The 23,814-nt window shown below is 70.1% G+C and carries 18 protein-coding genes and 7 pseudogenes; 18 read left to right on the top strand and 7 right to left on the bottom strand.

Annotated features, from left to right (window positions below):
• Positions 1 to 34 precede the first annotated feature (34 nt).
• Both gluQRS and trmB read left to right on the top strand, forming a co-directional pair.
• The gene (gluQRS, locus tag ACHMXE_RS24870; RefSeq protein ID WP_395351965.1) at positions 35 to 949 is read left to right on the top strand and encodes a tRNA glutamyl-Q(34) synthetase GluQRS; all 915 of its coding nucleotides are present in this window, start codon (positions 35 to 37) and stop codon (positions 947 to 949) included.
• Positions 946 to 1,688: pseudogene (trmB, locus tag ACHMXE_RS24865) on the top strand (tRNA (guanosine(46)-N7)-methyltransferase TrmB). The gene gluQRS and the pseudogene trmB overlap by 4 nt, the downstream one beginning before the upstream one ends.
• On the opposite strand, the gene ACHMXE_RS24860 reads toward trmB, so the two are convergent.
• Entirely contained in the window at positions 1,642 to 2,175 is a 534-nt protein-coding gene (locus ACHMXE_RS24860) for a TonB family protein (protein WP_395351963.1), read from the bottom strand. The pseudogene trmB and the gene ACHMXE_RS24860 overlap by 47 nt on opposite strands.
• Before the next feature lie 85 nt (positions 2,176 to 2,260).
• On the opposite strand from ACHMXE_RS24860, the gene ACHMXE_RS24855 reads away from it, so the two are divergent.
• Positions 2,261 to 3,427: an ABC transporter substrate-binding protein gene (locus ACHMXE_RS24855; protein ID WP_395351961.1), complete on the top strand. Its 1,167-nt coding sequence runs from the start codon at positions 2,261 to 2,263 to the stop codon at positions 3,425 to 3,427.
• 4 nt (positions 3,428 to 3,431) lie between these two features.
• Here the strand turns inward: ACHMXE_RS24855 and ACHMXE_RS24850 are convergent, their stop codons facing one another.
• The 5 genes and pseudogenes from ACHMXE_RS24850 to ACHMXE_RS24830 form a co-directional block, all read right to left on the bottom strand.
• Entirely contained in the window at positions 3,432 to 4,022 is a 591-nt protein-coding gene (locus ACHMXE_RS24850; protein ID WP_203201439.1) for a helix-turn-helix domain-containing protein, read from the bottom strand.
• Between the two features lie 160 nt (positions 4,023 to 4,182).
• Positions 4,183 to 4,587: a cupin domain-containing protein gene (locus ACHMXE_RS24845; protein ID WP_203201440.1), complete on the bottom strand. Its 405-nt coding sequence runs from the start codon at positions 4,585 to 4,587 to the stop codon at positions 4,183 to 4,185.
• 265 nt (positions 4,588 to 4,852) lie between these two features.
• Positions 4,853 to 5,242 (bottom strand): annotated as a pseudogene (locus tag ACHMXE_RS24840) (DJ-1/PfpI family protein); the annotation flags it as partial.
• 113 nt (positions 5,243 to 5,355) lie between these two features.
• On the bottom strand, positions 5,356 to 6,684 hold the full coding sequence (locus ACHMXE_RS24835; protein WP_395351958.1) for an MFS transporter: 1,329 nt from the start codon (positions 6,682 to 6,684) through the stop codon (positions 5,356 to 5,358).
• Positions 6,685 to 7,035: 351 nt separating this feature from the next.
• Positions 7,036 to 7,915: pseudogene (locus ACHMXE_RS24830) on the bottom strand (LysR family transcriptional regulator).
• Positions 7,916 to 8,040: 125 nt separating this feature from the next.
• Between ACHMXE_RS24830 and ACHMXE_RS24825 the strand changes: the two are divergent.
• On the top strand, positions 8,041 to 8,592 hold the full coding sequence (locus ACHMXE_RS24825; protein WP_395351956.1) for a GNAT family N-acetyltransferase: 552 nt from the start codon (positions 8,041 to 8,043) through the stop codon (positions 8,590 to 8,592).
• A 3-nt stretch (positions 8,593 to 8,595) separates the two neighbouring features.
• Positions 8,596 to 10,104 carry an MFS transporter gene (locus ACHMXE_RS24820; RefSeq protein ID WP_395351954.1) on the top strand — a complete coding sequence of 503 codons (1,509 nt, stop codon included), beginning with the start codon at positions 8,596 to 8,598 and terminating at the stop codon, positions 10,102 to 10,104.
• Here ACHMXE_RS24820 and ACHMXE_RS24815 read toward each other — a convergent pair.
• The gene (locus ACHMXE_RS24815; protein WP_395351952.1) at positions 10,080 to 10,658 is read right to left on the bottom strand and encodes a Crp/Fnr family transcriptional regulator; all 579 of its coding nucleotides are present in this window, start codon (positions 10,656 to 10,658) and stop codon (positions 10,080 to 10,082) included. The genes ACHMXE_RS24820 and ACHMXE_RS24815 overlap by 25 nt on opposite strands.
• 313 nt (positions 10,659 to 10,971) lie before the next feature.
• Here ACHMXE_RS24815 and ACHMXE_RS24810 point away from each other — a divergent pair, with 313 nt between their 5' ends.
• The 13 genes and pseudogenes from ACHMXE_RS24810 to ACHMXE_RS24750 all read left to right on the top strand — a co-directional run.
• A complete protein-coding gene (locus tag ACHMXE_RS24810) occupies positions 10,972 to 11,562 on the top strand; it encodes an HD domain-containing protein (protein ID WP_395351950.1) in 591 nt (196 codons plus the stop codon).
• A gap of 168 nt (positions 11,563 to 11,730) precedes the next feature.
• Positions 11,731 to 12,498, top strand: a complete 768-nt coding sequence (locus tag ACHMXE_RS24805; RefSeq protein WP_203201447.1) for a class II aldolase/adducin family protein — start codon at positions 11,731 to 11,733, stop codon at positions 12,496 to 12,498.
• A 99-nt stretch (positions 12,499 to 12,597) separates the two neighbouring features.
• Positions 12,598 to 13,476: a bile acid:sodium symporter family protein gene (locus ACHMXE_RS24800; protein ID WP_203201448.1), complete on the top strand. Its 879-nt coding sequence runs from the start codon at positions 12,598 to 12,600 to the stop codon at positions 13,474 to 13,476.
• A 7-nt stretch (positions 13,477 to 13,483) separates the two neighbouring features.
• Positions 13,484 to 14,410, top strand: a complete 927-nt coding sequence (locus ACHMXE_RS24795; protein ID WP_296785194.1) for a LysR substrate-binding domain-containing protein — start codon at positions 13,484 to 13,486, stop codon at positions 14,408 to 14,410.
• A 77-nt stretch (positions 14,411 to 14,487) separates the two neighbouring features.
• Positions 14,488 to 15,915 (top strand): FAD-dependent tricarballylate dehydrogenase TcuA, encoded by a 1,428-nt coding sequence (gene tcuA / locus ACHMXE_RS24790; RefSeq protein WP_395351947.1) that lies wholly within the window; start codon positions 14,488 to 14,490, stop codon positions 15,913 to 15,915.
• Positions 15,899 to 17,127 (top strand): annotated as a pseudogene (tcuB, locus tag ACHMXE_RS24785) (tricarballylate utilization 4Fe-4S protein TcuB). Before tcuA ends, tcuB begins: the two are co-directional and overlap by 17 nt.
• Positions 17,128 to 17,173: 46 nt before the next feature.
• Positions 17,174 to 17,962, top strand: a complete 789-nt coding sequence (locus ACHMXE_RS24780; protein ID WP_395351945.1) for a class II aldolase/adducin family protein — start codon at positions 17,174 to 17,176, stop codon at positions 17,960 to 17,962.
• Positions 17,963 to 18,008: 46 nt separating this feature from the next.
• A complete protein-coding gene (locus ACHMXE_RS24775; protein WP_395351943.1) occupies positions 18,009 to 18,974 on the top strand; it encodes a tripartite tricarboxylate transporter substrate binding protein in 966 nt (321 codons plus the stop codon).
• 12 nt (positions 18,975 to 18,986) lie between these two features.
• Positions 18,987 to 19,859, top strand: a pseudogene (locus ACHMXE_RS24770) (amidohydrolase family protein); the annotation flags it as partial.
• 58 nt (positions 19,860 to 19,917) lie between these two features.
• Positions 19,918 to 20,916, top strand: coding sequence for a Bug family tripartite tricarboxylate transporter substrate binding protein (locus tag ACHMXE_RS24765; protein ID WP_395352800.1), 999 nt, complete (start codon positions 19,918 to 19,920; stop codon positions 20,914 to 20,916).
• A 20-nt stretch (positions 20,917 to 20,936) separates the two neighbouring features.
• The gene (locus tag ACHMXE_RS24760) at positions 20,937 to 21,890 is read left to right on the top strand and encodes a D-2-hydroxyacid dehydrogenase (RefSeq protein ID WP_395352798.1); all 954 of its coding nucleotides are present in this window, start codon (positions 20,937 to 20,939) and stop codon (positions 21,888 to 21,890) included.
• Positions 21,891 to 21,927: 37 nt separating this feature from the next.
• Positions 21,928 to 22,901: pseudogene (locus ACHMXE_RS24755) on the top strand (tripartite tricarboxylate transporter substrate binding protein).
• A gap of 98 nt (positions 22,902 to 22,999) precedes the next feature.
• Positions 23,000 to 23,809, top strand: a pseudogene (locus tag ACHMXE_RS24750) (glycoside hydrolase family 3 N-terminal domain-containing protein); the annotation flags it as partial.
• Between the last annotated feature and the right edge of the window lie 5 nt (positions 23,810 to 23,814).

Genomic DNA, 23,814 nt, shown 5'->3' with positions numbered 1-23,814 from the left:
GCCGGGGCCGGCCGCGGCCCCTTGCCGTTTTTTCATGCCTCCCGTCGGCCGCTTCGCTCCCTCGCCCACCGGCCCGCTGCACGCGGGCTCGCTGGTCGCCGCGCTCGCGAGCTGGCTCGACGTGCGCGCGCAAGGCCCGCGAGCGCGCTGGCTGGTGCGCATCGAGGACGCCGACACCGAGCGCTGCCTGCCGGGCATGGGCGAGCGCATCCTGCGCCAGCTCGCCGACTGCGCGCTGCTGCCCGACGAGGAACCCGCGTGGCAGACCGCGCGCACCGCGCGCTACGAGGCCGCGCTGGCGCGCCTGCGCGAACGCGGCCTCGCCTATCCCTGCGGCTGCTCGCGCAAGGACATCGACGAGGCGCTCGCGCGGCTCGGCCAGCGCCACGAGCGTCATGGCGAGCGCGTCTATCCCGGCACCTGCCGCGACGGCCTGCACGGCAAGCCCGCGCGCGCCTGGCGCTTCGCCACGCAGAAGTTCGAGGCCGCGGCGCCGGGCGAACTCCACTGGACCGACCGCCGCCTCGGCGACCAAGGCCAGGACGTGAGCCGCGAGGTCGGCGACTTCGTGCTGCGCCGCGCCGACGGCCCCTGGGCCTACCAGCTCGCGGTGGTGGTCGACGATGCCGACCAGGGCGTGAGCGACGTGGTGCGCGGCGAGGACCTGGCCGACAACACCGCGCGCCAGATCCTGCTGCAGCGCGCCCTCGGCCTGCCGACGCCGAGCTACCTGCACACGCCGCTGGTGCGCGGCGCCGATGGCCACAAGCTCTCGAAGCAGAACGGCGCGGCCGCCTTCGACACCGCCACGCCCGAGGCCGCGCGCGCCGCGCTCGAGGCGGCCGCGCGCGTGCTCGGCCTGGGCCCCGCTGGCGGGGCCTCGTGCGCCGAGGCGCTGGCCGGCTGGGTGCCCGCCTGGCGCGCTCTCTACAATTCGCGGCCGCAATGACCTTTCCCGACACCGTGTCCCACGACCTTCCGCCCGCCGACGACGCAGCGGGCGACAGCCCCCAGCCCCATCCCCTGCACCGCCGCCTCAAGAGCTTCGTGAAGCGCGGCGGCCGCACCACCGACGGCCAGGCACGCGCCTTCGCCGAGCTGGGCCCGCTGTTCCTGCTGCCCTACCGCGAGCAGGCGCTGGACCTGGCAGCGGCCTTCGGCCGCGAGGCGCCGACCGTGCTCGAGATCGGCTTCGGCATGGGCGAGGCCACGGCCCACATCGCGACCGTGCGGCCCGACACCAACTTCCTCTGCTGCGAGGTGCACGAGCCCGGCGTGGGCGCGCTGCTCAAGCGCATCGGCGAGCAGAGCATCCCGAACATCCGCATCTGCGCGCACGATGCCGTCGAGGTGCTCGACCACATGCTGCAGCCCGCCACGCTGGCCGGCGTGCACGTGTTCTTTCCCGATCCCTGGCACAAGAAGCGCCACAACAAGCGCCGGCTGATCCAGGCCGAGTTCGTGACCAAGCTCGCGCGGCACCTGCGCCCCGGCGGCTACATCCACTGCGCCACCGACTGGCAGCCCTATGCCGAGCAGATGCTCGAGGTGCTGTCGGCCGAGCCGCTGCTGCGCAACACCGCCGCCGACTACGCGCCCAAGCCCGATTACCGGCCGCTGACCAGTTCGAGAACCGCGGCCTCAAGCTGGGCCACGGGGTCTGGGACCTGGTGTTCGAGCGCGCCTGAGCGCGCCCTGCGTCAGTCCTCGACCACGAAGCGGAACGGCAGCCGCATCGCGCTGCGCAGGCCCTGGCCGTTCGCGTCGCGCGCGCGGCTCGAAGCGCCAGGCTTCGAGCGACTTCGTCACCACCTGCGACAGCAGCGGATGCGGCGAGCTGACGATCCGGATCCGATCGGCGCGGCCCTCGGGGTTCACGTCGAAGGCCGCGACCACCGTGCCCGCCACGCCCTGCTCGGCGAGCTGCGAGGGATAGCTCGGGATCGCGCGCTGCAGCACGCGCGCATCGGACACTGGCGCAGGCCGGCGCGCCGGCGTCGGATCCGCCATGGGAGGGGCTGCGATCGTGGGCGGCGCGGCGACCTCCAGCGTCGGCGTCCCGGTCCCGCCCGGCGAGAAACCTACCTCCGGCGGCTCCGGCGCCCGGTTCCTGGCCAGGTCGGTGCAACCGGCCACCACGGCACATCCCAGTGCCAGCACGACGATCTTGTTCATGGCGGCGATTCTGCAGGGCGCAAAAACTTCCCGCCGGGCATCCAAATTGCTACACTTTTTTACTATTTTGAGCAAAAGGTGTTCGATGAACGACGCACGCAGACAGTGGCTGATGAAGACCGGCGCCCTGCTGACCCTGGGCAGTGCCCTGCCCCGCGCGTTCGCGCAGACCCCTCGCGCGGCCGTGGCCGCCGGTGCCCGCGTGGTGCTGCTGGGCCAATCGGTGCCGCTGACCGGCACGGCCGGCGAGATCGGCCTGGCCTTCGCGGCCGGCAGCCGGCTCGCGGTGAGCGACTTCAACGAGCGCAATGCCGCCAGCGGCCTGCAGCTCAAGCTGCTGCAGCTCGACGACGGCTACGATGCCGCGCGCGCCGCAACCAACGCGCGCACCCTGCTGTCGCGCGACAAGGCCGACATGCTGTTCGGCTTCGTCGGCACCGCCAGCAGCAATGCCGGCGCCGAGGTCGCCACCCAGCAGGGCAGCCTGCTGTTCGCGCCCTTCGCGGCCTCGGACACCTTGCGCGGCCCCGCGCATCCCAACGTGTTCCATGTGCGCCCCGGCATGATCGACGAGGCGCTGAAGATCGTGCGCCAGTGCGCCACCGTGGGGCAGACCCGCATCGCGCTGGTCGGCGACGACGACGCGATGGGCAACGCCGGGCTCGCGGCGGTGCAGCAGGCCGTGACCGAACTCAAGCTGCCGCCGCTGGTCGCCACCGCGCTGGTGCCCGCGGGCGGCGGCAAGGCACTCGAGGAGGCGCTCAAGGCGGTGCAGAAGCCCGCGCCGCAGGCCATCGTGCTGGTGTCGCTCTCGGGCACCACGGCCAATGCCATCCGTGCGCTGCGCAAGAGCGGCTACACCGGCAGCTTCATGGCTTTCTCGATCGTGGGCATCGACCCGCTCTACGCCGAGCTCGGCAAGGACATCGGCGGCATCGTGATCTCGCAGGTCGTGCCCTCGCCGCGGCCCTCGGCGATCCCGATCGTCAAGGAGTACCGCGCCGCGGTCGACAACTCCGACCAGGCGCCCTCGTACGAGGGCCTCGAGGGATTCATCGCCGCCAAGACCGTGGGCGAGGCGGTGCGCCGCGCGGGCCGGAGCTTCACGCCGCAGAGCCTGCAGCGCGTGATGAGCGCGATGACCGACTACGACGTCGGCGGCTTTCGCATCAACCTGCGCCCGGGACTGCGCGACAACGTGCGCAGCATCGACCTGATCAGCATCTCGTCGGACGGCCGCGTGCTGCGCTGAAGCCTCAGGCCAGGTTCGGGTGGTAGCCCACGGGCGAATAGATCACCACCAGCGCCGTCGCCGGTCCCGCGAGCGCATGCCCGCGGTGCGGGATGCGCGCGTCGAAATGCAGGGTGTCGCCGGGCTCGAGGATGAACTTGTCGCCGCCGACCTGCCATTCCACGCGGCCCGTGAGCACGTGCATCATCTCCTCGCCCTCGTGCTCGAAGAACACGAACTTGTCGACCTTGTCGGGAAAGGTGAACAGGAAGGGCTGCAGCGCGCGGTCGGTGGTGGCGTCGGTCAGCGCGAAGTAGTCGTAGCCGAAGGCGCTGCCGCCCATCACGGTCGGGCGCTTGTCGGCATGCCGCACCAGGCTCACGCCGCGCCAGCTCTGCTGCGCATGCGCGTTGTCGGTCAGCAGGCTCGCGGCCTCGATGCCCAGCACGCTCGCGATGCGCGCGAGCGAGCCGATCGGCGGCACCTTCTGGCCGCTCTCGATGCGCGAGAGATAGGCCTTGCCGAAGCCGGCCTGCTCGGCCAGCGCCGCGAGCGTGAGGCCCGCCTCGAGGCGCCGCTGCTTGAGGCGCACGCCGAGGTCCACGTGGGCCGGCACCTCGGCGGGGGCCGCTGCGACGGCAGGAACGGCGGGGGCCGCCGCGCGCCTGGACGGCCGGGCGGTTTTCTTTGAAGCAACCATGCTCCGAATTTAACGGAACCGGTTTACCGCCCGGCACATCCGGTTGCCCGGATGGTCGGCACCGCGCGAGAACGACTCAGTTCTTGTCGGCCTCGAAACCCGCCGCGTTGAAGAACACATTGGGCTTGCGGTAGATCGCGAGGATGGTGCAGCCCTCGTCCGAGCGCGTCTCGTGCAGCGAGCCCGGCTGGCGCCAGACGAACTGGCCCGCGCGGCAGATGCCGTCGTGGTCCGAGAACGAACCCTCGAGCACCCAGCTCTGTTCGATCTCGGGATGCCTGTGGAACGGCAGCACCGCGCCCGGCTCCCACTTGAGCAGCACCGTCATCTCGCCCGATGCGTCGTCGCGGTAGAGCACCTTCATCTGGATCTTCGGGAATTGCGAAGGCCGCCATTCGAGCGTGGCGGGATCGACGTAGACGGAACCACCGATGGTGGGTTGCAGCTTGCCGGAGAGGCGTTCCTTGAAGACGGCGGACATGTGTGTGACTCCTGTGGATGGGGTGGTGGGGAATGGGACGTCTCCGCGACGGGTGGCACCAGCTTTGGACCGATGTTTCCCGACGGGCAACTCCTGGAAATGACTTGAACCTCAGCCCGCGAAGCGCAGCCGATTGGCCTCGCGCGCGGCGCCGTATTCCATGATCCGGGGCCACCTCGGCCGCGGGCGCGGGGCCGAAGCGCCGCTCGATCAGGTGCAGCGTGGCGTCGATGCACAGCGTGACGCCACCGCCCGTGACCACGCGGCCGTTGTCGACCACGAGCGCGGGCTCGGTGCGGATCGCCGGATGGCGTTGCCGCAGTTCGTCGAGCGGCGAGGTCTCGGGCGGCACCACCTCGAACTTGGTGGTCGCGCGCAGGCCGTCGAGCACGCCGGCCTCGGCCAGGATCATCGCGCCGGTGCAGACCGAGCAGACCAGCGCCGCGGGCGCGACGCGGCGCACGAATGCGAGCACGCGCGCATCCTGCGAGGCGGCGCGCCAGCCGGGCCCGCCGGGCACCAGCAGCACGTCGACCTCGCGCACCTCCTCGAAGCTGCGGCTCGGCAGCACCTGCAGGCCGTTGGCGAGCGTGACCGGCGCGCGGTCGAAGGACACGGTCTCGTAGCCGAGCTCGGGGATCACGCGCCGGGCCATCGAGACCACGCCGATGGCGGCGAGGTCCACGGGTTCGATGCCCTCGTAGAGCAGGAAGGTCATGTGCATTCGCGGGTCTTTCGTTCTGGATGGAAAGTCGTGGGGCGCCGCGCTCAGAAGTTGCGCACCGAGTCGTCGCGCGTCTCGTGCGCGAAGAAGGCCGCCACCAGGGTCACGCAGGCCAGGCCGATCAGCATGATCGACACGCCCGCGGTGCCGCCGAGCTTGCCCACCAGCAGGGTGGCGAGGATCGGCGCGAGTCCGCCGCCGAGCGCGGCCGACACCTGGAAGCCGAACGAGGCACCGGTGTAGCGCACGCGCGCACCGAAGAGTTCGGGGAAGTAGGTGGCCTGCGGGCCGAACATCAGGCCGTGGCCGAAGCTCAGCGCCACCGCGGTCGCGGCGATGATGATCCACGGATCGCGCGTGTCGACCAGCCAGAACAGCGGGAACGCGAAGACGATGGTGAAGAGCGTGCCCGCGAAGTAGAACGGGCGACGGCCGATGATGTCCGACAGCCAGCCGAACAGCGGAATCGTCACCACCTCGATCGCCGCCGCGACCATGATCGCGTTGAGCAGCATCTCCTTGGGCAGGCCCAGGTTCTTGGTCGCATAGACCACCATGAACACCGTGAGCATGTAGACCCACGAGACCTCGCAGATCTTCAGGCCGACCGCGATCAGGAAGTTCTTCGGATCGCGGAACACCGCCTCGGCGAAGGGATTGCGCGCGATCTCCTTCTTGGCCTTCATCTCGAGGAACACCGGCGACTCCGACACCCGCGTGCGGATGAAGGCACCGAGCGCCACCAGCACCACGCTCAGCAGGAAGGGCACGCGCCAGCCCCAGGCCATGAAGTCCTCTTCGGGCAAGGTCGACACCATCGAATAGACGCCCGCCGACAGGATCAGGCCGATCGGGAAACCGACCTGCACCAGGCTGCCGCAGAGTCCGCGCCGGCGCTTCGGCGCATGCTCGAGCACCATCAGCGCCGCCCCGCCCCACTCGCCGCCCAGGCCGATGCCCTGCACGATGCGCAGCACGATCAAGAGGATCGGCGCCCAGATGCCGATCTGCTGGTAGGTCGGCAGCAGGCCGATGGCGAAGGTGCCGAGCCCCATGATGGCGAGCGTCAGCAAGAGCATCGACTTGCGGCCCAGCCGGTCGCCGAAGTAGCCGAACACCGCGCCGCCGAAGGGCCGCGCGAAGAAGCCCACGGCCGCGCTGCCCAGGGCGGCCAGCGTGCCCATCAGCGGGTCGTCGGCCGGAAAGAAGATCTTGTTGAAGACCAGCGCGGCGGCGGTGCCGTAGATCAGGAAGTCGTACCACTCGATGATGGTTCCGACCGAACTGGCGAACACGACACGGCTGACTTCGGAGCTGTCGGTCTCGGCCGACCGTCCCTCCTGGGCCAGCGCGGGATTTGCGGGGTGATTCATGGTGGTGGCTCTCCGATGCGAGGTTGATGGCTCTGCTGACGGGGACCGCCCGCCTCGGGGGCGGTGGCGGCGTGGGTTGCCCGTTTTCGTGCACGGGCGGTGAAGCTGGGCGAAGATTAGTTTTTGTTTCCCAATGGGAAACATATCGCTTTCCCTGAGAAGCAATATCCACCGTTTCAGGGCTGAATCCTGTAGACGAGTTGCCCAGTTTTGGTGAATAAGTTTCCCATCGGGCTACTTCTTCGCAAGAGCCATGCCACGGGAGACGGCCATCGGGCAGGCGCGCGCAGGCCGCCGCCCGCGGGCGGAATGCATCGGTTCAGGAAGGTCGGGGCGAAGCCGCGCAGCGGCTCAGGCCGTGCTGTCGAGCAGCAGCTCCGCGAAGCGCTGCTGCACGTAGCGCGCGGTGGCGCCCAGCGGCCGCCCCTGCAGCCACAGCATGCGCACCGACAGCCGCGGCAGCGCCAGCGCGGGGCACGGCAGTTCCTTGAGGGCCTGGCGGTAGCCCTCGTAATGCGCGATGTTGACGGGCAGCACGGCCCAGCCGAGCTTGTCGGCCACCATCTCGGCCGTGCTGTAGAAGCTGTCGGAGCGCCACACGCGCGGGCTGTAGGCCACCTCGTGCACGTCGTCCGCATGCATCAGCAGTTGCCGGTGGCCGACCAGGTCCTTGCGCCGCACGGTGCGGCCGTCGGCCAGCGGATGGTCGACCGCCACGAACACGCCCTGCGGCACGCTGCCGATGCGGCGCAGCTCGAAGCAGGCGCGCGCCGGGCCGCGGTCGAAATGGAAGGCCACGCTGGCACGCTCCTGCTCCACGTAGTCGGCCACCTCGGTGGCGGTGCCGTTGAGCAGCGTGAGTTCGAGGCTCGGGTACTTCACCGAGATCTCTCGCAACAGCGTGGCGATGGCGGTGTAGGGCAGCGCCTCGTCGAAGGCCATCGAGAGCGCGGCCTCGTTGCCGTCGTGCAGCGAGCGCGCGCGCTGGTCGAGCTGCTCGGCCTGGCGCAGCAGCTCGCGCGCCTCGAGCAGCAGCACCTGTCCCGCCTCGGACAGCTGCGCATTGCGCCGCGAGCGGTCGAACAACGCCACGCCGAGGTCGGCCTCGAGCAGGCCGATGGCGGTGCTCACGGCCGACTGCGCCTTGCCGAGCCGGCGCGCGGCCGCCGAGAACGATCCCGCAGTCGGCGGTGGTGACGAACTGGCGCAGCTGATCGACGGTCCACTCCATGGCGCTCGCCTTCTTATCTACTTTTCAGATGGATTTCATCTTTATTCATCCATTCTAGTGAAGCAAGATCGGGACTCCAGGCGAGGCGACCCCGCCCTAGCCCGGGAAGAAAGAAGTCCGTTCGCATGCCGATCTCCCGTCTCGCGATGCCCCGCATCCCCACCGCCCCCCTCACCCTGAACTGGTGCCACGACCCCGCGCAGGAAGCCGCCATCGCCGCGCTGTTCATGCGCCAGCTGAGCCCGCGCTACATCTCGCATTCCGAGTTGCAGGGCGCGCGCGCCGTCGCGCCCGGCGAATGGCGCCGCGACCTGCCCGATGTGCTGCGCGCCGAACTGCGCGAAACGCTCGCGCTGCCGCCGGCCACGGCCGCCTCGCTGATCGCGACCGCGCATGCCGGCGACGCACTGGCCGCGATCGCGCTGGTGTCGATCGACGAGGCCCGGCGCGCCGCGCGCGCCTTCGCCACGCTCGACGACCTCGTGGTCGACGCACCGTTCCAGTCGGCCGGCGTCGGCGGCCAGCTGTTCGACTGGGTCTGCGCCGAACTGCGGCAGCGCGGCATCGCGCGCCTGTTCCTCGAGAGCGGCATCGACAACCGGGGCGCGCATCGTTTCTTCGAGGCGCGCGGCTGCGTGCCGATCTCGGTCACGATGCTCAAGCAACTGGAGGCCTGAGCGATGAATCCCGTGTTCAGGAAATGGATCACCCTGGTGATCGTCTCGATGGCGCTGCTCCTGATCGTGGTCGACATGACCGTGCTCTACACGGCGCTGCCCACGCTCACGCACGACCTCGCGGCCTCCTCGTCCGAGAAGCTCTGGATCGTCAACGCCTATACGGTGGTGGTGTCGGGCTTCCTGCTCGGCATGGGCGCGCTCGGCGACCGCGTGGGCTACAAGCGCATGTTCCTCGCGGGCCTCGTCGTGTTCGGCGTGGCCTCGCTGTGCGCCGCCTATGCCGGCAGCCCCGGTGCGCTGATCGCGGCGCGCGGCCTGCTGGGCGTGGGCGCCTCGATGATGATGCCGGCCACGCTGGCCATCATCCGGCTCGCCTTCGCCGACGAGCGCGAGCGCGCGGTCGCCATCGGCGTCTGGGCCTCGGTCGCCTCGGGCGGCGCCGCGTTCGGCCCGGTGGTCGGCGGCGTGCTGCTCGAATACTTCTGGTGGGGTTCCGTGTTCCTCATCAACGTGCCCGTGGTGGTACTCGCGCTGGTGCTCGGCGCCTGGCTGCTGCCGGGGCGGCGCGCGGGCGCCAGCGCGCACCCGAAGCCCTTCGACGTCGTCGGCTCGGTGCAGGTGTTCGTCGCGCTGGTCTGCCTGGTGCTGGCGATCAAGGAATTCGCCAAGCCCGTGCCCTCGGGCCTCGCGCTGGGCATCAGCGCCATCGCGAGCCTGCTGGCCATGGCGCTGTTCGCGCGCCGCCAGCGGCGCAGTGCGAGCCCGCTGGTCGACTTCCGGCTGTTCCGCGACCCGTACTTCTCGGGCGGCGTGATCGCGGCCATCGTGGCTTCGGTGGCGCTGATCGGCGTCGAGCTGGTGTTCAGCCAGCGGCTGCAGCTGGTGAGCGGCCTCTCGCCGCTGCAGGCCGGCCTGACGATCCTGCCGGTGCCGCTCGCCGCCTTCGTGGCGGGACCGCTCGCGGGCATGCTGCTGCCGCGCACCGGTTCGCGCCCGCTGATCCTCGGCGGCCTGCTGGCCACCGCACTCTCGCTGTGCGGGCTGGCGCTGGCCGTCGATGCCACGGGCGTGCTCAAGCTCGCGGTGCTGGTGCTGCTGGGCCTGGGCGTGGGCGCGACCATCACGGCGGCCTCGAACGCGATCATGAACAACGCGCCGGCCGAGCATGCGGGCATGGCCGCGTCGATCGAGGAGGTGTCGTACGAACTCGGCGGCGTGCTCGGCATCGCGCTGCTCGGCAGCGTGCTCTCGTCGACCTACACGGCCACGCTGGCCATTCCCGACGCGCTGGCGGTGCCGGCCTCCGCGCGCGACGGCATCGACGGCGCGCTGCTCGCGGCCGAGACCTTGCCCGCGCAGATCGGCACGCAGCTCGTGGCGCTCGCGCACATGGCCTTCGACCAGGCCTTCTTCGCGGTGATGGCCGTGGCCGTGGCGATCGTCGTCGCGGCGGCCTGTTCGGTGGCGCTGCTGGGCCGGCGCGTTCAGCCGGCGCGCACCAGTTGCTGAAGCGCGTCGAGCGACACCAGCTCGATGCGCCCGTAGCCCAGCGCGACCACGCCCTCGCCCGCCAGCGCATTCAGTTCCTTCGACAGCGTCTGGCGCGTCACGCCGAGCATCATCGCCAGCGCCTCCTGCGGCAGCGCCACGCGCTGGCGCGTGTGCTGCGACTGCGTGGCATCGCCGCGCGCCAGCACCAGCAGCCGGTGCGCGACACGCGCGCGCAGGCTGCGCAGCGTGGCGTCCTCGGCCAGGCCGTAGAGCATGCGCACGCGCGCGGCCAGCATCGCGGCCATGGCGTTGGCGAACACCACGTCGCGCATCAGCTGGCCGAAGGACTGCGGCGAGATCACGAGCAGGTCGAGCGCCTCGAGCGCGGTGGCGTCGTGGGTGCGCGGCGAGCCGTCGATCAGCGTGATCTCGCCGAACCAGTTGCCGGGCTCGAGCACCGCGAGGATCGCCTCGCGGCCGTCCTGGCGCAGCGACGATATCTTGATGGTGCCCGCGGCCAACCCGAAGAAGCCGCCATCGGCGATCACCGGATCGCCCTGGCGGAACACCATGGCGCCGCGCCGCAGGTGGATCAGCTCGGCCGCGCCCAGCAGGTCTCGCGCTGCGCGCGCGGCATGCTCATGAACCAGGGGTTGGACTCCATCGCCGCGCGGTGGGCGGCGGACAGGCGCGGTTTCGACGGTGCGGGCATGCGGTGTGGCGGTGACGGAAAAGGGGGGAGGCCGGTGGCGCGAGACAAGTCGGCGACAGGCGCGGGCGGGGTTTACCAGCAGCCTCAATTGTCAAATTCTTGACAGTTGAGCGTCAAGCACGGGTCTACAGTGCCCTCACCCACGAACGAGAGACCCACCGGAGACGACAACGATGAATGCACGGGCAAGCTTCAAGACCATGCAGGACAGCACGCGCGAGGACTGGCAACTGATCGGCGGCGAATTCATGCAATTCACGCGCGGCCTGCCGGAACGCGTGATCAAGCACCTGCAGATCCTCGAGGGCGACTACGGCGGCTTTCCGGTCGACCGCTACACCCACTCGCTGCAGACCGCCACGCGCGCGCTGCGCGACGGCCGCGACGAGGAGTACGTGGTGTGCGCGCTGCTGCACGACATCGGCGACACGCTCGGCAGCTTCAACCATCCCGACATCGCCGCCGCGATCCTCAAGCCCTTCGTGAGCGAGGCCAACCACTGGATGGTGCAGAACCACGGCATCTTCCAGGGCCACTACTTCTTCCACCACATCGGCCTGGACCGCGACCTGCGCGACAACTTCAAGGACCATCCCCACTACGAGCGCACGGCCGAGTTCTGCGCGCTCTACGACAACCCGGCCTTCGACCCGAACGCCGAGACATTGCCGATCGCCGAATTCGAGCCGCTGCTGCGGCGCGTGATGGCGCAGCCGAAGCAGAGCATCTACAAGGCGGCGCTGAAGGAGCCGGCTGCGGTTTGATACGCCGTCGAAAGCGGACATCAGGACGCAGAGGACGCGAAGGTTCCGCGAAGAGCGCGAAAAATTCAAAAGAAATTTTTTGATGTCTTCTTCTGCGTCCTTCGCGAAACCTTCGCGCCCTCTGCGTCCGGCTGCCCGAATTCAACAACCTCCCAAGGACATCACCCAGTGAATGCCACCACACCAACCGAAGTCCAGAAGCTCGTCTCCGCCGAGGAATGGCAGCTGCGCGTCGACCTCGCCGCCTGCTACCGCCTGGTGGCGCTGTACGGCTGGAGCGACCTCGTGTTCACCCACATCAGCGCGCGCGTGCCCGGCCCCGAGCACCACTTCCTGATCAATCCCTACGGCCTGATGTTCGACGAGATCACGGCCTCGAGCCTGGTCAAGGTCGACCAGCAGTGCAACAAGATCATCGACTCGCCCTACCCCGTGAACCCGGCCGGCTTCGTGATCCACAGCGCCGTGCATGCCGCGCGCGAGGACATCCAGTGCGTGCTGCACACGCACACCAAGGCCGGCATCGCGGTCAGCGCGCAGAAGAACGGCGTGCTGCCGATCAGCCAGCAGTCGACCTTCGTGCTGGCCTCGCTGGCCTACCACGACTACGAGGGCGTGGCCTTCCGCGACGACGAGAAGCCGCGGCTGCAGGCCGACATGGGCCACGCCAACTTCCTGATGCTGCGCAACCACGGCCTGCTGACCTGCGGCAAGACCATTGCCGATGCGTTCCTTTCGATGTACACCTTCGAGAACACCTGCCAGATCCAGATCGCGGCCCAGTCGGGCGGCAGCGAACTCACGCAGGTGAACCCGCAGATCATCGAAGGCGTGGGCCAGGCCATGAAGGTGCAAAGCGGCGGCCTCGGCGGCATGTTCGTCTGGCCCTCGCTGATCCGCAAGCTCGACCGCATCGACGACAGCTACAAAAACTAAGACGCGTCGATCCCGGTTTCCCAGGCTGCCAGCACCCGCGCGACGGGGGCCGGCAGCCATTTTTTTAGATCCAGAAGAACGATTGAGGAGACAAGACCCATGGACGCCACGCTCATCGTGACCCGGTTCCTGTTCGGCGCGCTCGCGCTCGTGATGTTCGGGCTCGGGCTGTCGCTCTCGCTCGACGACTTCCGGCGCCTGTTCCGGCATCCGAAGGCCGTGACCATCGCGCTGCTGCTGCAGGTCATCGGCCTGCCGCTGGCCTGCTACGCGATCATCGTCGGCTTCGGGCTCTCGCCGGTGTTCGCGATCGGGCTCATGCTGCTCGCGGCCTCGCCCGGCGGCATCTCGGCCAACCTGTTCTCGCACCTGTTCGGCGGCAACGTGGCCATGAACATCTCGCTCACGGCCGTCAACACGCTGCTGTCGATCGTCACCCTGCCGCTGATCGCCAACTGGGCCATCCACCATTTCGCGCAGAGCGGCCAGGTGGTGCCGCTGCAGACGCGCAAGCTGGTCGAGGTGATCGCCATCGTGCTGATCCCGGTGGCCATCGGCATGTTCGTGGCCTCGCGCCGGCCCGGCTTCGCGGCGCGCATGGAGAAGCCGACCAAGATCTTCAGCGGCGTGGTGCTCGCGGTGGTCACGGTGCTGGCGATCGCGAACGAGTGGAAGACCATGGCCGCCACCTTCGCCGAGATCGGCCTGCCGGTGGTGCTGTTCAATGTGCTGAGCCTGCTCGCGGGCTACTACCTGAGCCGCGCCGCGGGCCTCGAGAAGCCGCTGGCCACCGCCATCAGCTACGAGATCGGCATCCACAACTCCACCTTGGCGATCTTCGTCGCGGTCAGCGTGCTCGGCAGCTTCCAGCTCGCGCTGCCGGCCGCGGTGTATTCGGTGGCGATGTACGTCACCGCCCCGCTGTTCGGATGGTTGCTGCTGCGCCGCGGCGCGAGCGAGGCGGCGCCTGCGCGATGATGCGCGCATGGAACTGAGGCAACTGCGCTACTTCGTCAAGGTCTGCGAACTGCGCAGCATGGGCCGCGCGGCGGTCGAGCTCGGCGTGGTCACCTCGGCGCTGAGCCAGCAGATCAGCCGGCTCGAGAGCGAACTCGCCACCCGCCTGCTGCAGCGCAGCTCCACCGGCGTCACGCCCACCGATGCCGGCCTGGCCTTCCTGCAGCAGGCCCAGCTCACGCTGCGCCATGCCGACGACGCGGTGCGCGCGGCGCAGCAGGCGCGGCTGTCGGGCCACGTGAGCGTGGGCCTCGCGCCCACCACCGCCACCGTGCTCGGCGTGCCGCTGATGCGCGCCATGCAGGAGCGCTATCCCGAGGTGCGGCTGCACATGGTCGAGGCGCTGTCGGGCCATCTCACGACCATGCTGCATGCGCGCCAGCTCGACCTGGCCGTGCTGTTCCAGACCGACACGCCGCGGCGCTGGAGCGTCTCGCCGCTGCTGGCGGAAAAGCTCTTCGTGGTCGCCTCGCCCACGCTCGCCAAGCGCCCCATGGGCACCAAGGTGCGGCTCTCGCAGCTGGCCGAGGTGCCGCTGATCCTGCCGAGCGGCAGCCACGGCCTGCGCGCCACGCTGATGGCGGCCTTCCTGCGCGCGCGCGTGCAGCCGAACATCGTGGCCGAGGTCGACGGCCTCGCGCTGCTGATGGACGCGGTGCGCGCCGGCTACGGCGCCACCGTGCAGCCCGGCGCCGCCACCGCGCGCCACGACCGCGACGACCTCGAGCTCACGCAGATCGCCGATGCCCACGTGGGCCGGCGCAACCTGCTCGTGAGCCTGTCGGACGACGAGCTCTCGCCGGCCGCGCTGGCCACGCGCGTGGTGGTGGCCGACACGGCCCGCAGCCTCGTTCGCGACGGCCGCTGGACGGGTGCAAGTCTTCTCGAAAACTGAACACCCGTTGCCGCTTTCGGCCTTTCGCGTGAAGGCCGCGCTGCCTACAGTCTCCTGGATTCCAAGGAGACCCACGAGTGATAGACGTACTGGTTGTCGGCGGCGGCAATGCCGCGCTGTGCGCCGCCCTGATGGCGCGCGAGGCCGGCGCTTCGGTGCTGCTGCTGGAGGCCTCGCCCAAGGCATGGCGCGGCGGCAATTCGCAGCACACCCGCAACCTGCGCTGCATGCACGACGCGCCGCAGGACGTGCTGGTCGATGCCTACCCTGAAGAGGAGTACTGGCAGGACCTGCTGAAGGTGACGGGCGGCCTCACCGACGAGCACCTCGCGCGGCTCGTGATCCGCGCCTCATCGAACTGCCGCGACTGGATGCGCGGCCACGGCGTGCACTTCCAGCCGCCGCTGTCGGGCGCGCTGCACGTGGCGCGCACCAATGCCTTCTTCATGGGCGGCGGCAAGGCGCTGGTCAACGCCTATTTCCGCAGCGCCGAGAGGCTCGGCGTGCAGATCCGCTACGACACGCCCGTGGCCTCGGTCGAGCTCGACGGCGAGCGCTTCGTGGCCGTGCGCACCGAGGCCGGCGAACGCATCGCGGCGAAGAGCTGCGTGCTCGCGGCCGGCGGCTTCGAGTCGAACCGCGAATGGCTGCGCGAGGCCTGGGGCCAGAACGAGCGCGGCGAATGGCCGGCCGACAACTTCCTGATCCGCGGCACGCGCTTCAACCAGGGCGTGCTGCTCGAGCACATGATCGCCGCGGGCGCCGACAGCATCGGCGATCCCTCGCAGGGCCACATGGTCGCCATCGACGCGCGCGCGCCGCTCTACGACGGCGGCATCTGCACGCGCATCGACTGCGTCTCGCTCGGCGTGGTGGTCAACCGCGAAGCCCGGCGCTTCTACGATGAGGGCGAGGACTTCTGGCCCAAGCGCTATGCGATCTGGGGCCGGCTGGTGGCGCAGCAGCCCGGGCAGATCGCCTGGTCGATCATCGACCAGAAGGCGGTCGGGCGCTTCATGCCGCCGGTGTTCACCGGCACGCAGGCCGGCACGCTCGGCGAGCTGGCACAAAAGATCGGCCTGGACGAAGCCACCTTCGTGCGCACCGTGCAGGACTACAACGCCGCCTGCCGCGTCGGCCGCTTCGACCACACCGCGCTCGACGACTGCCACACCGAGGGCCTCGCGCCCGCCAAGACGCACTGGGCGCGCCCGCTCGACACCGCGCCCTTCTACGCCTACCCGGTGCGCCCCGGCATCACCTTCACCTACCTGGGCCTGAAGGTGGACGAGACCGCGGCCGTGCGCTTCGGCGGCCGGCCCAGCCCCAACCTGTTCGTGGCCGGCGAAATGATGGCCGGCAACGTGCTCGGCAAGGGCTACACGGCGGGCGTCGGCATGAGCATCGGCACGGCCTTCGGCCGCATCGCCGGCACGCAGGCAGCGAAGGCCGCCAAGAACATTTCGAAGAATTCCCCGGAGACCCCTCTTGCAGCAGCTCACTGATCTCGTCGCCCGCGCGCGTGCCGATGCGGACGGCATCGGCGCCACCCCGTCGCGCGTGATCCCGATCCAGCCCGCCCTTCCGCTGACCGCCCCCGAGGGCGAGGTCGCGCGCATCCTGCAGATCTGCAACGCCTGCCGCTACTGCGAAGGCTTCTGCGCCGTGTTCCCGCGATGACGCGGCGGCTCGAGTTCGGCAAGGCCGACACGCACTACCTGGCCAACCTCTGCCACAACTGCGGCGCCTGCCTGCATGCCTGCCAGTACGCGCCGCCGCACGAGTTCGCGGTCAACGTGCCGCAGGCCATGGCCCAGGTGCGCATGCAGACCTACCACGACTACGCCTGGCCCGCCGCGATGGGCTCGCTCTACGAGAAGGCGGGGCTCACGGTCGCACTGGCCCTGGCCGGCGGCCTCGCGCTGTTCCTGGTGCTCGCGGTCGCGATGAGCGGCTCGCTGCTGCACGAGCCGCTGGCCGGCAACTTCTACGCGATCTTCCCGCACAACTTCCTCGCGCTGCTGTTCGGCGCGGTGTCGCTGTTCGTGCTGCTCGCGCTGGCCCTGGGCGTGCGGCGCTTCTGGCGCGAGGTCTCGCCGGCCAACGACCCCGGCAACGCGCCGGCCATGGCGGGCGTGCGCGGACCCGCGAGCGCGGAGGCGGCGCACGACGCGCTGCGCCTGAAGTACCTCGGCGGCGGCCACGGCGAGGGCTGCAACAACGAGGACGACCGCTTCACGCTGTGGCGCCGGCGCTTCCACCACTTCACCTTCTACGGCTTCATGCTGTGCTTCGCGTCGACCTGCGTGGCCACGCTCTACCACTACCTGTTCGACCTGCATGCGCCCTATGCGCTGACCAGCCTGCCGGTGCTGCTGGGCACCGCCGGCGGCATCGGCCTGGTGGTCGGCCCGATCGGCCTGCTGTGGCTCAACCTGCGGCGCGACCCGGCGCATGGCGACGTCGCGCAGCGGCCCATGGACCGCGGCTTCATCGCGCTGCTGCTGCTGACCAGCCTCACGGGCCTGGCGCTGCTGGCCTGGCGCGACACGCAATTCATGGCGCTGCTGCTGGCCGTGCACCTGGGCGTGGTGATGGCACTGTTCCTCACGCTGCCCTACGGCAAGTTCGCGCACGGCATCTTCCGCTGCGCGGCGCTGCTGAAGTTCGCGATCGAGAAGCGCCTGCCCAGCCGCCTGCAGCTCGGCGCCGACTGAACCTGCCCCCGGAACCCACACCGATATCGAAGAAAGGACCCGTGCGATGACCAACCCTGGCGTACTCCAGATTCCCTCCATGAAGGACCAGTGCTCCGCCGCCGAATGGCAGGCGCGCATCGACCTCGCCGCCTGCTACCGGCTGGTCGACCTCTACGGCATGTCCGACATGATGGCCAACCACATCTCCTCGCACGTGCCCGGCGAGAAGGGCGCCTTCCTCATCAACCCCTACGGGATGATGTACGAGGAGATCACCGCCTCGAGCCTGATCAAGGTCGACCAGGACGGCAACATCCTGTCCTCGCCCGACTTCGGCGAGCTGAACTACGGCATCAACAAGGCCGGCTACGTGATCCACAGCGCGGTGCATGCCGCACGGCCCGACGTTGCCTGCGTGATCCACACCCACAGCTGGGCCTCGATGGCGGTGTCCTCGCTCGAATGCGGGCTGCTGCCGCTCACGCAGACCGCGATGCGCTTCCTCAAGATCGGCTACCACGACTACCAGGGCGTGGTGCTGAACACCGCCGAGCAGGCCTCGCTGCTGGAAGACCTGGGCGACAGCGAGGCCGTGATCTTCCGCAACCACGGCGCGCTGGTGGTGGGCCGCAGCGTGGGCGAGGCCTTCAACTGGATGCACCGGCTCGAGCTGGCCTGCCGCGCGCAGATCGGCGCGATGTCGTGCAACACGCCGCTCAAGGCGGTGCCGCAGGAGGTGCTCGAGGAGACCTGGAACAACTACCAGCCCGGCACGCGCCGCCCCTACGGGCTCATGGAATGGCCGGCGCTGCTGCGCAAGCTCGACCGCATGGATCCGGGCTTCCGCGACTGAAGCCCCCGCCTCCCCGCCTCCCCCAGAAGAACCAAGACGACTCCCGATGAAAAGAAGACTGTTCCCCGCCGTGCTGGCGCTGCTCGCCGCGGCCATGGCCGTTCCCGCCTTCGCGCAGAAATTCCCGCAGAAGCCCGTCACGCTGGTCGTGCCCTTCGCGCCCGGCGGCAACCTCGACGTGGTCGCGCGCACGCTCGCGCCCGCGCTCGGCCAGATCCTGGGCCAGTCGGTGATCGTGGACAACCGCGCCGGCGCCGGTGGCGCCATCGGCGCCTCCTACGTGGCACGCGCGCAGCCCGACGGCTACACGCTGCTGGTCAGCACGCCCAACGCGCTGGTGGTGCTGCCGCTGATGACGAAGACCACCTATGCGCTCGACAACTTCGCGCCCATCGGCCTCGCCGCCACCACGCCGCTGGTGATCGCGGTGCGCGGCCAGGGTCCGTACAAGGACATCGAGGGCCTGCTCACCGCCGCGCGTGGCAAGCCCGGCCAGGTCACGGCCGGCCATGCGGGCCCGGGCACCACCAACCACATCGCGCTGCTGCAGCTCGAGCAGGCCGGCAAGCTGAGCCTCAACACCGTGCCCTACAAGGGCTCGGCCCCGGCCCTCACCGACCTGCTGGGCGGCCAGATCGACCTGGTGGTGGACCAGCTCACGAGCTCGGCCGCCCACATCCAGTCGGGCATGCTGCGCGCCGTGGCCGTGATGTCGAAGGAACGCGACCCCGCGCTGCCGAACGTGCCGACCCTGCGCGAGGCCGGCCTCAAGGACTTCGACGCCACCACCGCCACCGGCCTGCTCGCGCCGGCCGGCACCCCCGCCGACGTGGTGCAGGCGCTCAATGCCGCGCTGCGCAAGGCGCTGGCCGACGAGAACGTGAAGCGCCGCCTGATCTCCGTCGGCAGTCCCGGCCAGGCTTCCTCGCCCGAGGAGTGGCTCGCGACGCTGAAGAAGGAAGACGCCGGCGCCCGCCTGCTCGCGAAGAGCGGCAAGCTCAAGGTCGACTGAGGAGGCAGCCGCATGACCCGCCCCTGCCTGCCTCCCCACGAAGCCTTCGCACCCGTGGCCTTCGCACTGCCGCCCGGCGCCTGCGACAGCCATGCCCACGTCTTCGGTCCCTACGCAAAATTCCCGCTCGCCGAGGACCGCAGCTACACGCCCGCCGAATATCCGGGCGCGGCCTTCATCGCGCACCTCGACCGGCTCGGCCTCGCGCGCGGCGTGCTGGTGACCGGCAGCGCGAGCGGCACCGACAACGGCGCGGTGCTCGAAGCCCTGTCGCAGTACCCCGAGCGCCTGCGCGGCATCGCCGTGCCGCGCGCCGACACCGGCGATGCCGAGCTCGACCGCTGGCATGCGGCGGGCATCCGCGGCGTGCGCTTCAACCTGTTCCAGCGCGACGGCCATGCGGTCTACCGCAACGGCGTGGGCATCGAGGTGCTGGAGGCACTCGCGCCGCGCCTCGCGGAACGCGGCTGGCATGCGCAGATCTGGATCCACGCGCCCGACCTGATCGAGCTCGCGCCGCGCCTGCTGCGCCTGGGCCTGCCGCTGGTGATCGACCACATGGGCCGCATGGCGGCCACGCGCGGCATCGACGACCCGGGCTTCCGCACGCTGTGCCGACTGCTGGCCGACGGCAAGGCCTGGACCAAGATCTCGGGCGCCGACCGCAACACCGGCCTGGGCGCGCCCTACGCCGACATCGATCCCTTCGCCGAAGCGCTGCTGCAGGCCAATGCCGAGCGCGTGGTGTGGGGCAGCGACTGGCCGCACATCAACTACTTCGAGCCCGCGCAGGTGCCCGACGACGGCGCCCTGCTGAACCTGCTGGCGCGCTGGCTGCCCGACGCGGCGCAGCGCCGGCGCGTGCTGGTCGACAACCCGGCCGCGCTGTACGACTTTCCCCCCGCCCGTGTAGAGCCCATCCACCCCTCCGAGGATCACAAGAATGAAACGAGACAAGCCCTCCCTCCTGCCGCGACCGCTCCTGGGAATGGCCGCGGCCCTGCTGCTGGCCGCCGGCCTCGGCGCCGCGCCGCGCGCGCAGGCGCAGGCCGCCTATCCCGCCAAGCCCGTGCGCGTGGTCGTCGCCTTCACCGCGGGCGGCACCACCGACATCCTCGCGCGCGCCGTCACGCAGCAGATGTCCGAGAAGCTCGGCCAGCCCTTCGTGATCGACAACAAGCCCGGCGGCGGCGGCAACATCGGCACCGAGTTCGTGGTGCGCGCGCCGGCCGACGGCTACACGCTGATCGTCAATTCGGTGGGCCCGATGGCCGTCAACCAGACGCTCTACAAGAGCCTGCCCTACGACCCGCTGCGCGACCTCGTGCCCGTGGTGCAGATCGCCGACGTGCCCAACGTGCTGGTGGTGAACCCCGAGGTGCCCGCGAAGACGCTCGAGGAGTTCATCGCCTATGCCAAGGCCAACCCCAACAAGCTCAACTACGGCTCGACCGGCATCGGCACCTCCTCGCACCTGTCGAGCTACATGCTCGGCAAGCGCATCGGCGCCGAGACGCTGCACGTGCCCTACAAGGGCGCCAACGCGCTCACCGACCTGCTCGCGGGGCGCATCCAGTTCATGTTCGCGACCATTCCCTCGGTGATCCCGCACATCCGCGCGGGCAAGCTGCGCGCCATCGCGGTCAGCAGCCTCAAGCGCTCGCGCTCGCTGCCCGACGTGCCGACCGTGGCCGAGAAGGGCTTCGGCGATTTCTCGGCCGGCTCCTGGTTCGGCTTCTTCGCGCCCAAGGGCACGCCCGCGCCGGTGATCGCGCTGCTCAACAAATCGGTCAACGACGCGCTGCCCTCGCTCGAAGCGCAGATGATCCGCGAGGGCGCCGACCCGGTGGGCGGCACGCCCGAGCAGTTCGGCCGGTTCACGCGGCAGGAGTACGAGAAATGGAAGAGCATCGTTCGCGAGTCGGGCGCGACGGCCGAATGAGCGGGCCGCTGCGCATTCTGATGACGGAAGCCGCCGCGCTTCAGGCCGGCACCGGCCTGGCCGAGGCATTGGCCGGCCGCGCGCACCTGGTGGTGGCCGAGGGCGACGATGCCGACGTGGCCTTCGTCTCGCGCGACGTCACCGGCCTGTCGACCAAGCACGAACTGCTGCCGCACACCCTGCGCTTCCACGATGCGCTGCGCCACGCGCCCTCGCTGCGCTGGGTGCATGCCCATTCCTCGGGCGCCGACCGGCCCGTGTACGGCGAACTGCGCGCGCGAGGCGTCGAGGTCACGACCTCCTCGGGCGCCAACGCGGGCGTGGTGGTGCAGACCGCGCTGGCCGGCGTGCTGATGCTCGCGCGCCGCTTCCCGCAACTGCTCGCGGCGCAGCGCGAGAAGACCTGGGCGCCGCTCGTGGGCAGCGGGCTGCCGCGCGACCTCGCGGGCCAGACCGCGGTGATCGTGGGCTGGGGACCGATCGGGCAGGGCCTGGGCGCGTTGCTGTCGGCGCTCGGGCTGCGCGTGGTCTCGGTGCGCAGCAGTGGCGATGCAGCGCTGGCGCCCGCCGTCGAGAGCGTGCGCTTCGAGGACATCGGCCAGGTGCTGCCGCGCGCCTACTGGCTGCTGCTCGCCTGCCCGCTGACCGAGCGCACGCGCGGGCTCGTCGATGCGGCAGCGCTCGCGCTGCTGCCACCGGGTGCGCGGCTCGTGAATGTCGCGCGCGGCGAGGTGGTCGACGAAGCCGCGCTGATCGAGGCGCTGCGCGGCGGCGCGCTCGCGGGTGCCTACCTCGACGTGTTCGCGCACGAGCCGCTGCCCGCCGACTCGCCGCTGTGGTCGCTGCCGAACGTCATCGTCACGCCGCACACGGCCGGCCATTCGGACGGCAACGAGGCGCGCGTGGCCGCCCTTTTCCTCGACAACCTGCGGCGCTGGAACGCCGGCCTGCCGCTGCTGAACCGCGTGGCCTGACCACCCTCTTCATAAAAACACCAAGACCCCCACGACCATGAAAAGACAAGCCTTCCTCCGCACCGCCCTCGCGACCCTGCTGCTTGGCGCGGGTACCCTGCCCGTGCTCGCCGCCGACTGGCCGAGCAAGCCCATCACCCTCGTCGTGCCCTTCGTGGCCGGCGGCACCACCGACATCGTCGCGCGCACCGTGGGCAGAAGCTCTCGGAATCGCTCAAGCAGCCGGTGATCGTCGACAACCGCGGCGGCGCGGGCGGCACCGTGGGCGCGACCATCGCGGCCAAGGCGCCGGCCGACGGCTACACGCTGTTCCTCGCGACCATCGCGCATTCGATCGCGCCGGGCCTCTACAAGAAGCTCGCCTACGACTTCCAGCGCGACTTCGACCCGGTGGCAATGGTGGCCTCCACGCCCAACGTGCTGATCGTCAACGACAAGGTGCCCGCGAAGACCGTGGCCGAACTCGTGGCCTACATCAAGGCCCATCCCGGCAAGGTCAACTTCGGCTCGGCCGGCAACGGCAGCACCGAGCACATCTCGGGCGAACTGTTCCGCTCGATGACGAAGACCGAGATCGTGCACGTGCCCTACAAGGGTGGCGCGCCGATGATGGCCGACCTGATGGGCGGCCAGATCCAGATGGCGATCGAGACCAGCCCCTCGGCCTCGCCGCACGTCAAGGCCGGCAAGGTGCATGCGCTGGCCGTCACCACCAAGGCGCGCTCGCCCGCCTACCCCGGCGTGCCCACGCTCGACGAGGCCGGCCTCAAGGGCTACGACATGACGACCTGGTTCGCGCTCATGGCGCCGCACGGCACGCCGCCCGAGATCGTGCAGCGGCTCAACGCCGAACTCGCGCGCGCCCTGCAGCAGCCCGACGTCGTGAAGCGCTTCGAGGAACAGGGCGTGACGGCCGGCCACATGAAACCCGCCGAGCTCGCGGCCTTCATTGGCAGCGAGACCACCAAGTGGGTCAAGGTCGCGAAGGAGTCGGGCGCGACGGCCGAATAGCCCGGGCCTGCGCGGGCAGGTCGGACATCGCCCTACGGCCATGGCGGAAACCTGCTTGCGGCCGCGGCGGGCGATGTCTGCAGAATGGAGGGCCATGCATGTCGGAAAAAAAGCCCCCGCTCCTCCTTCTGGCCCTCGGCCTCCTCGCCAGCCTCCTCGCCTCCGCCCAGTCTCCCGTCTCGCCCGCCCCGGCCGCCACCGAGCCGCGCATCAAAGCGCTGATCGCGCGCATGACGGTCGAGGAGAAGGTCGGCCAGCTGAGCCTCTACGGCCCGGCCGACACCAACATCCCCGGCAACCCGCAGGCCAACCGGCGCAATGCGCAGCTCGAGGCCGACGAGGTACGCGCGGGCCGCGTGACCGGGCTCTTCAACAACGAGGGCCTGACGCGCAAGCGCGAGCTGCAACGCATCGCGGTCCAGGAGTCTCGCCTGGGCATTCCGCTGATCTTCGGCGCCGACGTGATCCACGGCTTTCGCACCATCTTCCCGATGCCGCTGGCCGAGGCCGCGAGCTGGGAACCCGCGCTGGCCGAGCGCACCGCGCGCGCGGCGGCGGTCGAGGCCAGCGCCGACGGCTTCCGCTGGACCTTCGCGCCCATGGTCGACATCGCGCGCGATGCGCGCTGGGGCCGCGGCATCGAGGGCGTGGGCGAGGACCCGCTGCTGGCGAGCCGCTTCGCCGCCGCGCGCGTGCGCGGCTTCCAGGGCGACGACCTGTCGCGCGCCGATGCGCTGCTCGCCACGCCCAAGCATTTCGCGGGCTACGGCGCGGCCGAGGGCGGGCTCGACTACAACACCGTCGACATCTCCGAGCGCACGCTGCGCGAGGTCTATCTGCCGCCGTTCCGCGCCGCGCTCGACGCGGGCGCGCTGTCGCTGATGAGCGGCTTCCACGAGATCTCGGGCATTCC

The organism is Variovorax sp. UC122_21 (assembly GCF_044056785.1).
GTDB lineage: Bacteria > Pseudomonadota > Gammaproteobacteria > Burkholderiales > Burkholderiaceae_C > Variovorax.
The sequence above is the reverse complement of the archived record's forward strand: the minus strand, read 5'-3'. Positions and strand labels throughout refer to the sequence as shown.

What these genes read in the sequence shown, in the direction of transcription:
- gluQRS (WP_395351965.1), top strand. Translation starts at nt 35, where the DNA reads ATGCCTCCCGTCGGCCGCTTCGCTCCCTCGCCCACCGGCCCGCTGCAC.
- ACHMXE_RS24860 (WP_395351963.1), bottom strand. Translation starts at nt 2,175, where the DNA reads ATGAACAAGATCGTCGTGCTGGCACTGGGATGTGCCGTGGTGGCCGGT.
- ACHMXE_RS24855 (WP_395351961.1), top strand. Translation starts at nt 2,261, where the DNA reads ATGAACGACGCACGCAGACAGTGGCTGATGAAGACCGGCGCCCTGCTG.
- ACHMXE_RS24845 (WP_203201440.1), bottom strand. Translation starts at nt 4,587, where the DNA reads ATGTCCGCCGTCTTCAAGGAACGCCTCTCCGGCAAGCTGCAACCCACC.
- ACHMXE_RS24835 (WP_395351958.1), bottom strand. Translation starts at nt 6,684, where the DNA reads ATGAATCACCCCGCAAATCCCGCGCTGGCCCAGGAGGGACGGTCGGCC.
- ACHMXE_RS24825 (WP_395351956.1), top strand. Translation starts at nt 8,041, where the DNA reads ATGCCGATCTCCCGTCTCGCGATGCCCCGCATCCCCACCGCCCCCCTC.
- ACHMXE_RS24820 (WP_395351954.1), top strand. Translation starts at nt 8,596, where the DNA reads ATGAATCCCGTGTTCAGGAAATGGATCACCCTGGTGATCGTCTCGATG.
- ACHMXE_RS24815 (WP_395351952.1), bottom strand. Translation starts at nt 10,658, where the DNA reads ATGGTGTTCCGCCAGGGCGATCCGGTGATCGCCGATGGCGGCTTCTTC.
- ACHMXE_RS24810 (WP_395351950.1), top strand. Translation starts at nt 10,972, where the DNA reads ATGAATGCACGGGCAAGCTTCAAGACCATGCAGGACAGCACGCGCGAG.
- ACHMXE_RS24800 (WP_203201448.1), top strand. Translation starts at nt 12,598, where the DNA reads ATGGACGCCACGCTCATCGTGACCCGGTTCCTGTTCGGCGCGCTCGCG.
- ACHMXE_RS24795 (WP_296785194.1), top strand. Translation starts at nt 13,484, where the DNA reads ATGGAACTGAGGCAACTGCGCTACTTCGTCAAGGTCTGCGAACTGCGC.
- ACHMXE_RS24780 (WP_395351945.1), top strand. Translation starts at nt 17,174, where the DNA reads ATGACCAACCCTGGCGTACTCCAGATTCCCTCCATGAAGGACCAGTGC.
- ACHMXE_RS24775 (WP_395351943.1), top strand. Translation starts at nt 18,009, where the DNA reads ATGAAAAGAAGACTGTTCCCCGCCGTGCTGGCGCTGCTCGCCGCGGCC.
- ACHMXE_RS24765 (WP_395352800.1), top strand. Translation starts at nt 19,918, where the DNA reads ATGAAACGAGACAAGCCCTCCCTCCTGCCGCGACCGCTCCTGGGAATG.
- ACHMXE_RS24760 (WP_395352798.1), top strand. Translation starts at nt 20,937, where the DNA reads ATGACGGAAGCCGCCGCGCTTCAGGCCGGCACCGGCCTGGCCGAGGCA.